General features: G+C 60.7%; 11 protein-coding genes and 2 pseudogenes. 8 read left to right on the forward strand and 5 right to left on the reverse strand.

Annotated elements, in window-relative coordinates:
* Positions 1-299: Lrp/AsnC family transcriptional regulator (locus tag AC1DH9_RS19725; RefSeq protein WP_477808629.1), on the reverse strand; the 299-nt coding region annotated here is incomplete at its 3' end.
* Positions 300-486: 187 nt separating this feature from the next.
* On the opposite strand from AC1DH9_RS19725, the gene AC1DH9_RS19730 reads away from it, so the two are divergent.
* From AC1DH9_RS19730 to AC1DH9_RS19750, 5 genes are all read left to right on the forward strand, one after another.
* The gene (locus AC1DH9_RS19730) at positions 487-1,722 is read left to right on the forward strand and encodes a 3-methyl-2-oxobutanoate dehydrogenase (2-methylpropanoyl-transferring) subunit alpha (protein WP_427539275.1); all 1,236 of its coding nucleotides are present in this window, start codon (positions 487-489) and stop codon (positions 1,720-1,722) included.
* 1 nt (position 1,723) lies between these two features.
* The gene (locus AC1DH9_RS19735) at positions 1,724-2,782 is read left to right on the forward strand and encodes an alpha-ketoacid dehydrogenase subunit beta (protein WP_477808630.1); all 1,059 of its coding nucleotides are present in this window, start codon (positions 1,724-1,726) and stop codon (positions 2,780-2,782) included.
* Entirely contained in the window at positions 2,783-4,060 is a 1,278-nt protein-coding gene (locus AC1DH9_RS19740; RefSeq protein WP_427539272.1) for a dihydrolipoamide acetyltransferase family protein, read from the forward strand. It abuts the gene before it with no gap.
* A 6-nt stretch (positions 4,061-4,066) separates the two neighbouring features.
* Positions 4,067-5,452, forward strand: a complete 1,386-nt coding sequence (gene lpdA / locus AC1DH9_RS19745) for a dihydrolipoyl dehydrogenase (RefSeq protein WP_477808631.1) — start codon at positions 4,067-4,069, stop codon at positions 5,450-5,452.
* 211 nt (positions 5,453-5,663) lie between these two features.
* Entirely contained in the window at positions 5,664-6,683 is a 1,020-nt protein-coding gene (locus tag AC1DH9_RS19750; protein ID WP_427528068.1) for a branched-chain amino acid aminotransferase, read from the forward strand.
* Positions 6,684-6,740: 57 nt separating this feature from the next.
* On the opposite strand, the gene AC1DH9_RS19755 is transcribed toward AC1DH9_RS19750, so the two are convergent.
* Entirely contained in the window at positions 6,741-7,634 is an 894-nt protein-coding gene (locus AC1DH9_RS19755; RefSeq protein WP_427539266.1) for a LysR substrate-binding domain-containing protein, read from the reverse strand.
* 105 nt (positions 7,635-7,739) lie between these two features.
* On the opposite strand from AC1DH9_RS19755, the gene AC1DH9_RS19760 reads away from it, so the two are divergent.
* On the forward strand, positions 7,740-8,348 hold the full coding sequence (locus tag AC1DH9_RS19760) for a LysE family translocator (protein WP_054597668.1): 609 nt from the start codon (positions 7,740-7,742) through the stop codon (positions 8,346-8,348).
* A gap of 14 nt (positions 8,349-8,362) precedes the next feature.
* On the opposite strand, the gene AC1DH9_RS19765 is transcribed toward AC1DH9_RS19760, so the two are convergent.
* A complete protein-coding gene (locus AC1DH9_RS19765) occupies positions 8,363-9,133 on the reverse strand; it encodes an ArsR/SmtB family transcription factor (protein ID WP_477808632.1) in 771 nt (256 codons plus the stop codon).
* 81 nt (positions 9,134-9,214) lie between these two features.
* Here AC1DH9_RS19765 and AC1DH9_RS19770 point away from each other — a divergent pair, with 81 nt between their 5' ends.
* A complete protein-coding gene (locus AC1DH9_RS19770; protein WP_427539259.1) occupies positions 9,215-10,333 on the forward strand; it encodes a cytochrome P450 in 1,119 nt (372 codons plus the stop codon).
* 28 nt (positions 10,334-10,361) lie between these two features.
* On the opposite strand, the gene dmeF is transcribed toward AC1DH9_RS19770, so the two are convergent.
* Together dmeF and AC1DH9_RS19780 are read right to left on the reverse strand one after the other, a co-directional pair.
* Positions 10,362-11,276 (reverse strand): CDF family Co(II)/Ni(II) efflux transporter DmeF, encoded by a 915-nt coding sequence (gene dmeF, locus AC1DH9_RS19775; RefSeq protein ID WP_427539256.1) that lies wholly within the window; start codon positions 11,274-11,276, stop codon positions 10,362-10,364.
* 14 nt (positions 11,277-11,290) lie between these two features.
* Positions 11,291-11,407: pseudogene (locus AC1DH9_RS19780) on the reverse strand (metal-sensitive transcriptional regulator); the annotation flags it as partial.
* A gap of 190 nt (positions 11,408-11,597) precedes the next feature.
* Here AC1DH9_RS19780 and AC1DH9_RS19785 point away from each other — a divergent pair.
* Positions 11,598-11,923, forward strand: a pseudogene (locus AC1DH9_RS19785) (MFS transporter); the annotation flags it as partial.

Consider the following 11,923-nt stretch of genomic DNA (forward strand, 5'->3'; position numbering starts at 1 on the left):
AGGTAACACTCCATCACCTCCGGACGGTTGGCGATGGCGGCCTCGAATTGCGCCAGCGCCTCTTCCACCTGCTTCTCCAGGCTGACGTGAATGAACACGTTGACGTGCAGCCCCAGCAGGTCGGCATCCAGCAGCGTGACCTGCTCGCGAATCAGCCCTAATTCTTCCATGGCCTTGACCCGATTGAAGCACGGTGTCGGTGACAGGTTCACCGAGCGTGCGAGGTCGGCGTTGGTGATGCGGGCGTTCTCCTGAAGGCTGTTGAGAATGCCGATGTCGGTACGGTCCAGTTTGCGCATGAGACAAAACAACCTGTTTTTTATGTTTATGCAGATTTTTTATCCTCAAATGACCTTGAGCGCAACGAAACAGAGATAAATATTCTTCTTGCCCCGGCCTATGATTGTTGTAGGACAAGATTTCTTCCACCCGAAGGATGACGGTCAGCTCACTACAAAAAATTCACAAGATCGAGCGTAGAAAGCCATGAATCAAGCGTACGAACCCCTGCGCCTGCACGTTCCCGAACCCTCGGGCCGCCCCGGCTGCAAAACCGACTTCTCCTACCTGCGCCTGACCGATGCCGGTACGGTGCGCAAACCCCCAATCGACGTAGAACCTGCCGACACCGCCGACCTGGCCAAGGGCCTGATTCGCGTGCTCGACGATCAGGGCAATGCCCTCGGTCCGTGGGCAGAAGGCGTGCCCGTGGAGATTCTGCGTAAAGGCATGCGCGCCATGCTCAAGACGCGGATTTTCGACAACCGCATGGTGGTCGCCCAACGTCAGAAAAAGATGTCGTTCTACATGCAGAGCCTTGGCGAAGAAGCCATCGGCAGCGCCCAGGCCCTGGCCCTGAACATCGACGACATGTGCTTCCCCACCTACCGTCAGCAAAGCATTCTGATGGCTCGCGAAGTGCCGCTGGTGGACCTGATCTGCCAACTGCTGTCCAACGAGCGCGATCCGCTCAAGGGCCGTCAGTTGCCAATCATGTACTCCGTTAAAGACGCCGGCTTCTTCACCATCTCCGGCAACCTCGCCACCCAGTTCGTGCAAGGCGTGGGCTGGGGCATGGCGTCGGCGATCAAGGGCGACACCAAAATCGCCTCGGCCTGGATCGGCGACGGCGCCACCGCCGAATCCGACTTTCACACCGCCCTCACCTTTGCTCACGTTTATCGTGCGCCAGTGATTCTCAACGTGGTCAACAACCAGTGGGCGATCTCGACGTTCCAGGCGATTGCCGGTGGTGAAGCCACCACCTTCGCCGGTCGCGGCGTCGGCTGCGGCATCGCCTCCCTGCGGGTCGATGGCAACGATTTTGTCGCGGTGTACGCCGCCTCTGCCTGGGCTGCCGAACGCGCCCGCCGCAACCTCGGCCCGACCATGATCGAATGGGTCACCTACCGCGCCGGCCCGCACTCGACGTCCGATGATCCCTCCAAATACCGCCCCGCCGACGACTGGAGTCACTTCCCGTTGGGCGACCCGATTGCGCGCCTCAAGCAGCATCTGATCCGTATCGGCCAGTGGTCCGAAGAGGAACACGCCGCCCTCGGCGCCGAACTCGAAGCCGAAGTCATCGCCGCGCAAAAAGAAGCCGAACAGTACGGCACCCTGGCCGGTGGCCAGATTCCAAGCGCTGCGACCATGTTCGAAGACGTCTATAAAGAGATGCCGGAGCACTTGAAGCGCCAGCGTCAAGAGTTGGGGATCTGACATGAACGATCACAACAATAATATTCAGTTGGAAACCGCCATGACCACAACCACCATGACCATGATCCAGGCCTTGCGCTCGGCCATGGACGTGATGCTCGAACGTGACGACAACGTCGTGGTGTTCGGCCAGGACGTCGGCTACTTCGGCGGCGTGTTCCGTTGCACCGAAGGCCTGCAGAGCAAATACGGCACCTCGCGGGTATTCGATGCACCGATCTCCGAAAGCGGCATCGTCGGCGTTGCGGTTGGCATGGGCGCCTACGGTTTGCGGCCGGTGGCCGAGATCCAGTTTGCCGATTACGTCTACCCGGCCTCGGACCAGATCATTTCCGAAGCCGCACGCCTGCGCTATCGCTCGGCCGGCGAGTTCACCGCCCCGATGACCCTGCGCATGCCGTGCGGCGGTGGCATCTACGGCGGCCAGACCCACAGCCAGAGCATCGAAGCGATGTTCACTCAGGTCTGCGGCTTGCGCACAGTGATGCCGTCCAACCCCTACGACGCCAAAGGCCTGTTGATCGCCTCCATCGAGAACGATGACCCGGTGATCTTCCTGGAGCCAAAACGCCTGTACAACGGCCCGTTCGACGGCCATCACGACCGCCCGGTAACCCCGTGGTCGAAACACCCGGCCGCGCAAGTGCCGGACGGCTACTACACCGTTCCGCTGGACCTCGCCGCCATCACCCGTCCAGGCAAGGACGTGACCATCCTGACTTACGGCACCACCGTGTACGTCTCGCAAGTGGCCGCTGAAGAGACCGGTATCGACGCCGAAGTCATTGACCTGCGCAGCCTGTGGCCGCTGGACCTGGAAACCATCGTCAAATCGGTGAAGAAAACCGGCCGCTGCGTGGTCGTCCACGAGGCCACCCGCACCTGCGGCTTTGGCGCCGAACTGGTTGCGCTGGTTCAGGAACATTGCTTCCACCACCTGGAAGCGCCAATCGAGCGTGTGACCGGTTGGGATACTCCCTACCCGCATGCGCAAGAGTGGGCGTATTTCCYTGGTCCGTCCCGTGTGGGCGCGGCGTTGAAACGGGTCATGGAGGTCTGAATGGGCACGCACGTTATTAAAATGCCGGACATTGGCGAAGGCATTGCAGAAGTTGAGCTGTCGGTGTGGCACGTCAAAGTTGGCGACATGGTCGTCGAAGATCAGGTACTGGCTGATGTGATGACCGACAAGGCGATGGTCGACATTCCGTCCCCGGTGCATGGCAAGGTGATCGCCCTCGGCGGTCAGCCGGGCGAAGTCATGGCGGTCGGCAGTGTGTTGATCAGCATTGAAGTCGAAGGTGAAGGCAACGTCAAAGCGTCGTCTCAGCCAGCGCCGGTTGCACAAGCACCGAAGCCTGCAGCGGTTGCCGCACCGAAAGTCGAAGCCGTGGTTGAAAGCAAACCTGCCGTCCCGGCTCGCCCAATTGCGCCGCAAGGCCCGATGATCGCTCGCGAAGCCGATGAACGTCCACTGGCCTCCCCGGCCGTGCGCAAACACGCGCTGGATGCCGGCATTCAATTGCGTCTGGTCCGTGGCACCGGCCCTGCCGGACGGATTCTGCACGAAGACCTCGAGGCCTATCTGGCACAAGGTCAGTCGAACGCATCGAGCACTGTGGCCGCATACGCCGAACGCAACGACGAACAGCAGATCCCGGTGATCGGCATGCGTCGCAAGATCGCCCAGCGGATGCAGGATGCGACTCAGCGTGCCGCACACTTCAGCTACGTCGAAGAAATCGACGTGACGGCAGTGGAAGAACTGCGTGCGCATCTGAATGAAAAGCACGGCGCAACTCGCGGCAAGCTGACGTTGCTACCGTTCCTGGTCCGCGCCATGGTCGTCGCCCTGCGCGACTTCCCGCAGATCAACGCCCGTTATGACGACGAAGCCCAGGTCATCACCCGCCTCGGTGCGGTGCATGTCGGCGTCGCAACCCAAAGCGACATTGGCTTGATGGTGCCGGTGGTGCGTCACGCCGAGGCTCGTAGCTTGTGGGACAGCGCTGCGGAAATCTCCCGTCTGGCCACGGCTGCGCGCAATGGCAAAGCCAGCCGCGATGAACTGTCCGGCTCGACCATCACCCTGACCAGCCTCGGCGCCTTGGGCGGCATCGTCAGCACCCCGGTGCTGAACCTGCCCGAAGTGGCGATCGTCGGCGTCAACAAGATCGTCGAGCGGCCGATGGTGATCAAAGGCCAGATCGTGATCCGCAAGATGATGAACCTCTCCAGCTCCTTCGATCACCGGGTGGTCGATGGCATGGACGCGGCGCAATTCATCCAGGCCATTCGTGGCTTGCTCGAACAACCCGCAACCCTGTTCGTGGAGTAGCAAGGCATGCAACAGACTCTGAACACCACGCTGCTGATTATCGGCGGCGGCCCTGGCGGTTATGTGGCGGCGATCCGCGCGGGCCAGCTGGGCATCAGCACCATTCTGGTCGAAGGCCAGGCGCTCGGCGGCACCTGCCTGAACATTGGCTGCATACCGTCGAAAGCGCTGATTCATGTGGCCGAGCAGTTCCATCAGACTCAGCACCACAGCCAGCATTCGGCCCTCGGAATCAACGTCTCGGCGCCGACCCTGGACATCGGCAAAAGCGTCGAGTGGAAGGACGGCATCGTTGACCGCCTGACCACCGGCGTCGCGGCGCTGCTGAAAAAGCACAAGGTCCAGGTCATTCAAGGCTGGGCCAAGGTCATCGACGGTAAAACCGTCGAAGTCGGCGACACCCGTATCCAGTGCGAGCACCTGCTGCTGGCCACCGGTTCGAAAAGCGTCAACCTGCCGATGCTGCCAATTGGCGGGCCGATCATCTCTTCCACCGAAGCACTGGCGCCGAAAAGCGTACCAAAACGGCTGATCGTGGTCGGTGGCGGCTACATCGGGCTTGAGCTGGGCATTGCCTACCGCAAGCTCGGCGCTGAAGTGAGCGTGGTCGAGGCGCAGGATCGGATTCTGCCAGCCTACGATGCCGAACTGACCCAGCCGGTCAACGAAGCGCTCAAGCAACTCGGCGTGAAGCTTTACTTGAAGCACAGCGTCGAAGGCTTTGATTTACAAGCCAATACCTTGCAAGTGCGCGACCCGAATGGTGAAACCCTGAGCCTGGCCACCGATCAGGTGCTGGTGGCGGTTGGGCGTAAACCCAACACCCAGGGCTGGAACCTTGAAGCGTTGAACCTGGACATGAACGGCTCGGCGATCAAGATCGACAACCGCTGCGCGACCAGCATGCGCAACGTCTGGGCCATCGGCGACCTGAGCGGCGAGCCGATGCTCGCCCACCGCGCCATGGCGCAGGGTGAAATGGTCGCCGAGTTGATCTCGGGCAAACACCGCGAGTTCAACCCCACCGCCATCGCTGCCGTGTGCTTTACCGACCCGGAACTGGTGGTAGTCGGTAAAACCCCGGACGAGGCCAAGKCCGCAGGTCTGGATTGCATCGTGTCGAGCTTCCCGTTCGCTGCCAACGGCCGGGCGATGACCCTGGAATCGAAAAGCGGCTTCGTACGGGTGGTCGCGCGACGTGACAATCATCTGATTGTCGGCTGGCAAGCGGTGGGTGTCGGGGTGTCCGAGTTGTCGACGGCATTCGGCCAGTCCCTGGAAATGGGCGCACGCCTGGAAGACATCGCCGGCACCATCCACGCCCACCCGACGTTGGGTGAAGCGGTGCAGGAAGCGGCGTTGCGCGCCTTGGGGCACGCGTTGCATCTGTAAAAAACTGCCGCACCCCTCGTAGCAGCTGCCGAGCTCCGCGAGGCTGCGTTCGGCGGCAAAGCCGTCGCAAAATCTGCAACCGCGTTATTGCTACGGGGATATCGCATTCCAGGCTGCGATTTAGGCCCGGAATGAAGTATTGTTGTCCCCATCCAGAAAAACGTCAGAAGCCTTGAACCATTCAGGCGATTGTTAAGTGATAGAGGGTGTCATGGGTAACGAAAGCATCAATTGGGACAAGCTGGGTTTTGACTACATCAAGACAGACAAGCGCTATCTGTCGCACTGGCGCGATGGCGCCTGGGACAAAGGCACCCTGACCGAAGATAACGTGCTGCACATCAGCGAAGGTTCCACTGCCCTTCACTATGGCCAGCAATGCTTCGAAGGCCTGAAGGCCTACCGCTGCAAGGATGGTTCGATCAACCTGTTCCGCCCGGACCAGAACGCCGCACGCATGCAGCGCAGCTGCGCTCGCCTGCTGATGCCACAGGTCGACACCGAACAATTTGTCGAGGCCTGCAAGGCCGTGGTGCGTGCCAACGAGCGTTTCATTCCGCCGTACGGCACTGGCGGCGCGCTGTACCTGCGTCCGTTCGTGATCGGCGTGGGTGACAACATCGGCGTGCGTACCGCTCCCGAGTTCATCTTCTCGATCTTCTGCATCCCGGTCGGCGCCTATTTCAAAGGCGGCCTGACCCCGCACAACTTCCTGATCTCCAGCTACGACCGCGCCGCGCCACAAGGCACCGGCGCTGCCAAGGTCGGTGGCAACTACGCCGCCAGCCTGATGCCTGGCTCCCAGGCCAAGAAGGCGCACTTCGCCGACTGCATCTACCTGGACCCGATGACCCACACGAAGATCGAAGAAGTCGGCTCGGCCAACTTCTTTGGTATCACCCAGGACAACAAATTCGTCACGCCGAAATCCCCTTCGGTATTGCCGGGTATCACCCGTCTGTCGTTGATCGAGCTGGCAAAATCGCGTCTGGGTATGGAAGTCGTTGAAGGCGACGTGTTCATCGACAAGATCAGCGACTTCAAGGAAGCCGGCGCCTGCGGTACTGCTGCGGTGATCACGCCGATCGGCGGCATCGAGTACAACGGCAAACTGCACGTGTTCCACAGCGAAACCGAAGTCGGCCCGGTCACCCAGAAGCTCTACAAAGAGCTGACCGGTGTGCAGACCGGCGACATCGAAGCGCCAGAAGGCTGGATCGTCAAGGTCTGATCCAGCGCTTGCGGCACTGAAAAGCCCACCCATCGCTCACGCGGTGGGTGGGCTTTTTTATTGGCCGGCATCTACGTCGAGCCGGGCAAACAGCCATTCCAGAAACACCTGGGTTTGCTCTGTCACATCCGGCGCAACACCGTAGTAGTAACGCGGCAACGGCATGCGCAGTTCGGGCAATGGGCAAATCAGACGGCCGCCCGACAGGTCATCGCCCAGCAATGAGGCCGGACACAAGGCTATGCCCTGTCCCTCCACGGCAGCCTGAAGCACCGGCTGCATGTGATCGAACTGCAACGTCATCTGAGTCGCTGACTGCGTTTCGCCGAACAGCAGGGCCCAGTTGTGCCAGTCCTCACGGCGGGTCTTGGCGGTCAGTAAGGTGTGTCGGCTCAGGCCGACCAAGTCGTCGAGCGGCAGACGCTTGATCAGCGCAGGCGCCGCGACCAGCAGCAATTCGTCTTCAAACAGTACCTGAGCATAAATGTCCGGCGCCCAGCCGTCGCGACCCCGTCGAATAACGACGTCGAACCCGTCTCGTGCATGATCGGGCGCCAGCGTGGACGTGACCACCTCGGGTTTGATCTCCGGGTGCAGCGCCATGAACTCCGCCAGCCTGGGTCTCAGCCAGCGCTGGGCAAAGGTCGGACGGACGTTGATCTTTACGGTACGCAGCGAGGCGTGTTGCTTGAGCGCTGCGGCGGCGTTGGCAATCTGTGACAGGCCCGCGCTGACCTGTTCATAGAAGCTCTGTCCCGCCGGGGTCAGCACCGATTGCCGGATGCGCCGTTCGAACAGCAGCACGCCCAGATGTTCCTCAAGCCGTTTGATGTGACGGCTGACGGCACTGTGGCTGACATGCAGTTCCTCGGCCGCGAGGCTGAAGCTCTGATGACGAGCGGCGGCCGCGAAAGCGCGAACCGCATTCAGGGGAGGGAGTTGATTAATCATGCGTCTAATTTAGTCACATATGCCGTGCAATTAAAGCGTTTGTCACACCTTCATCGTCACGCCAATCTGCGGGCATGCAGCCGATGCCACCTGATGGAGTGAGAGATGAATAGCTACGGATTGTTTTTACTGTTCGCCGCCCTGACCATTCTGAGTCCCGGGCCCGGCGTGGTGCTCACGCTGACCAATTCCCTGCGCCATGGCTGGACCGGCGCGCTGCCGGGTATCCTGGGCATCGCCCTCGGGGCGTTTGTCGTCGCCGGGATCAGCGCGACCAGCGTGGGCCTGATACTCGCGACCTCCGCGAGCGCGTTCACCGTGCTGAAATATGCCGGTGCCGCGTACCTCCTGTACCTGGGTTACAAAAGCTGGCGCACTGATCGTTTCATCCCTGAGCGTGAAGTGAACTCGTCGGGTCCTGGGTATCGCTTCGTCGAAGCGGCATCGCTGCAGCTGTTGAACCCAAAAGCGGTGTTCTTCTTTCTCGCGGTGTTCCCGCAGTTCATCGACACCTCGACGCACTACTACCGCCAGTTTTTTACCCTGGTCAGCTCCTACAGCGTGCTGGTGATCCTGATCCACAGCAGCTATGCCCTGCTCGCCAATGCGGCCAAAGGCTGGCTGTCGAGCCAAAAAGGTTCCTGGCTGGCGGCGAAGGTGTCAGGCGTTACGTTCGCCAGCTTCGGCGTGCTGATGGCCTCGGCCAGCCGATAGCGAATACCGGCCGGTTACGGCGAAGGACTGACAACCGAGCGACTGCCCGACTCAGTGGCACCCCGCAGGTTCACCTTCGTCAGTGCCGGCAGTTCAATCGCGAATCTGGCTGTGATCTCTTTACGCCCGGTCGCCGTCAACGCCAGCGCCCGACTGTCCAGATCCTGTATCAGCCATTTGCGCTTGATCGCCGTTTGCAGCAACGCCGCGCCCAGTGAGCCGCCGAGATGCGGGCGACGCATGCTCCAGTCGAGACAAGGGCAGGCAAAACGTCGACGCAGACTGCTCAAGGACTTCACGTCGATGCCCAGCCYTTCGAAAAACCGCTCACCGGTTTCACTCAGCGTGTGCTGCTGATCACCCTGCTCCGACATTGCCAACCAACCCGCTTCCAGCATCCGGTCATGCAGCAGCACGGCCAAGGTGCCGGCCATATGGTCGTAGCAAGTGCGAGCAAATTGCAGGCGATCCGGGGTTCGGGGAGTAAAGGTTGGCGCCGCGTTTTGGCCGATCACCATCAGCGCTTCCAGGGCCTGGGCGACCCGTTGATCCGCCAGGCTGTAATAACGATGCCGCCCCTGAACATGCAGCCGCACCAAGGCAAGTTCCTTGAGTTTCGCCAAGTGGGCACTGGCGGTAGAGGCGCTGACGTCGGCGATCACGGCCAGTTCAGTACTGGTGCGCGCGTGGCCGTCCATCAGTGAGCAAAGGATTTTCGTTCGGGCCGGCTCGGCAATGGCTGCCGCCACTTGCGAGACGCCAATGTCGTGCTGCTCTACGTTCATATTTCGCTCCCTGACGAATCGTCGCCCTGCCCGACTGGAGATAGTAGCAACACTTTCCACCCACGAATAAGGCAGCGCTTCATGGACCCGATCATCGCCGCGACACATACCGATCCCTACCCTTATTACGCCAGCCTGCGAGCCGACGGCGGCCTTTCATTTCATCAAGGACTGAGTCTGTGGGTGGCCAGCAGTGCCCAGGCCGTTGCCGCCGTGCTGGCGCATCCTGACTGCAAGGTCCGGCCGGCCCACGAACCGGTGCCCAACGCCATTGCACACGGCGCGGCTGGCAAAGTGTTTGGGCAATTGATGCGAATGAACGATGGCGAACGCCAGCGCTGCCCGAGGTCGGCCATACAGCCGGGACTTGAAGTGATCGACACCGATGAAGTCGGCGCACTGGTGCGCGCCCGGTTGATCAGCCCATCTGCTGACGGACTGCACAAGGCCATGTTCATGGGCCCGGTGTGCGTGGTCGCTGCGTTACTCGGCTTTACGCCAGCCGAAGCTCGAACCCTCAGTAAACTGACGGCTGATTTCGTCGCGTGCCTGTCACCCCTGAGCAGCCCGGCCCAGTTGGACACGGCCCATGCGGCGGCGGAACAGTTGAACGGTTACTTCGTAGAACGCCTCAGCGCACAGGATCACCAAAGCCCTCTACTTGAAGGGATTCGTCAACGCCTGGCAAACCCCGACACCCTGCGCGCCAACCTGATTGGCCTGCTTTCCCAGACCTATGAGGCCACTGCCGGGTTGATCGGCAACGCCGTGCTGGCCTTGATCCGCAATCCAAAGCTCAAGGCTGAAATGCAGCGTGACCCGGCGCGGGTCAAAGATCTGTTGGCGGAAGTCCAGCGCCATGACCCTTCGGTGCAGAACACCCGTCGCTTCGTCAGCGCGCCTTGTGAAATCGATGGCGTGAGTCTCAAACCCGGCGATGTCATCCTGGTACTGCTGGCCTCGGCCAACCGCGACCCACAGCTCAATGACAACCCGGACGCCTTGCTCCTCGACCGCCCAACCCGCCGCAGCTTCACCTTCGGCGCCGGCCGCCACCAGTGCCCCGGCCAGGCACTGGCCTTGAACATCGCCAGCGCCACGCTCAGCGAAATCCTGACGCACAACGATTTGCTGGATCAGCTTGCCTGGGAGTACCGCCCGTCACTGAACGGGCGCATTCCGGTGTTTCGCGAGCGGTAGGAGGTTTAGCGATGAGCGTGGTGATTGCTCAAGCGTTGCGATATTCAACCGTCAGGTGTGACAGCTCATGGACCGGGGCCAGCCGTTCGCGGATGGCATCGGCCGTGACGGCTGCCGAGGTCACGACGCTGACAATCGCCGCTCGGGCCTGCGGGCCTACGCGCCAGACATGCAGGTCGGTGATGCTGACATCGCCTGTCGACTCAAGCAGCTCACGAACTTCGGCGGCGACGTGTTCATCGGTCGTGTCCAGCAGCACCGCGGCGCTGTCTCGCATCAAGCCCAAGGCCCAATTGGCGATCACGATTGCGCCGACGATACCCATCACCGGGTCCAGCCAGACCCAACCCAGATAGCGACCGGCCAACAACGCAGCAATTGCCAGCACGGAAGTCATCGCATCGGCCAGCACATGGACATAAGCCGAACGCAGATTGTTGTCGTGATGGTGCTCATGTCCGTGACCATGGTCATGATGCGCAGAGTTGCCGGCCAGTAAAAGCGCGCTGACGATGTTCACGGCCAGGCCCACTACGGCGATCAGCGTTGCTTCGGTGAAGGCCACGGTAGTCGGTTGAAACAACCGCATGACGGACTCTACAGCAATGACGATCGAGACCAGCCCCAGCACCATGGCCGAGGCGAAGCCCGCCAGATCCCCTACTTTGCCCGTACCAAAACTGTAGCGCGCATTACCGGCGTTGCGTCTGGCAAACCCGTAGGCGATTGCGGTAATGCCCAGCGCACCGACATGGGTTGCCATATGGAAACCGTCCGCCAACAGCGCCATGGACCCGGTGATGTAACCGGCAATGATCTCGCCAACCATCATGACGAACGTCAGCGCGACGACCCACAGCGTGCGTCTGGCATTCTCATCGTGGGTGGCCCCCAGGAACATGTGATCGTGGGAATAACGTGAAACCTGAGGTGTACTGCTCATGGGTTGCATGACCTTCAATTTGAGTAACGACGAATGGCTTGCAGCAACTCTTCAAGGCCTTCGGCGCGTTCTTGATCGCTGAGCTCGGGGCTGGCCACGTGTTCACGGGCGTGGGCTTCGATGAATTGATCCTATACCTATCTGCGGGAAGGATAGTCGTCGATCACGTCGATATTGGCAACCCTGCATTCACCCAATGGTCATGGGATATGCCGCGGAACAGCGCTAGAACAAGTTGAGTTTGTTTCAGGGGCCGCGTCGACCTGTACTCTTGAACGTTCCTGCTTGCGCAGTCGCCCTATCCCGATCAAAGGAATGTCAATGAGTGCAAATTTTTCAGGCATTACGTGGGGCTTTCCCGGCATCGACCGGCGTCTGCTGAAAGTGCAATTCAGTTTTTTGCTGATGGTTCTGGGAGGACGGTGCAATCAACTGGCGGTGGCCTGGTGGACCTTGCAGGAAACAGGCTCTGCGCTCTATTTCGCCAACATGATTGCCTGTTCCATCGCGGCGGAAGTGTTAGCCAAGCCTCTGCTGGGATGGCTGGGGGACAAGTACAACAAAATCCTGATCATCAAGCTGGCCTCATGGATCAGCCTGCTGACAGCACTGTTGATGGTGGTGCTGTCCGCCACGGGGTCGTTCAA

The organism is Pseudomonas sp. 05T35 (assembly GCF_056396605.1).

What these genes read in the sequence shown, in the direction of transcription:
- AC1DH9_RS19730 (WP_427539275.1), top strand. Translation starts at nt 487, where the DNA reads ATGAATCAAGCGTACGAACCCCTGCGCCTGCACGTTCCCGAACCCTCG.
- AC1DH9_RS19740 (WP_427539272.1), top strand. Translation starts at nt 2,783, where the DNA reads ATGGGCACGCACGTTATTAAAATGCCGGACATTGGCGAAGGCATTGCA.
- AC1DH9_RS19750 (WP_427528068.1), top strand. Translation starts at nt 5,664, where the DNA reads ATGGGTAACGAAAGCATCAATTGGGACAAGCTGGGTTTTGACTACATC.
- AC1DH9_RS19755 (WP_427539266.1), bottom strand. Translation starts at nt 7,634, where the DNA reads ATGATTAATCAACTCCCTCCCCTGAATGCGGTTCGCGCTTTCGCGGCC.
- AC1DH9_RS19760 (WP_054597668.1), top strand. Translation starts at nt 7,740, where the DNA reads ATGAATAGCTACGGATTGTTTTTACTGTTCGCCGCCCTGACCATTCTG.
- AC1DH9_RS19770 (WP_427539259.1), top strand. Translation starts at nt 9,215, where the DNA reads ATGGACCCGATCATCGCCGCGACACATACCGATCCCTACCCTTATTAC.
- dmeF (WP_427539256.1), bottom strand. Translation starts at nt 11,276, where the DNA reads ATGAGCAGTACACCTCAGGTTTCACGTTATTCCCACGATCACATGTTC.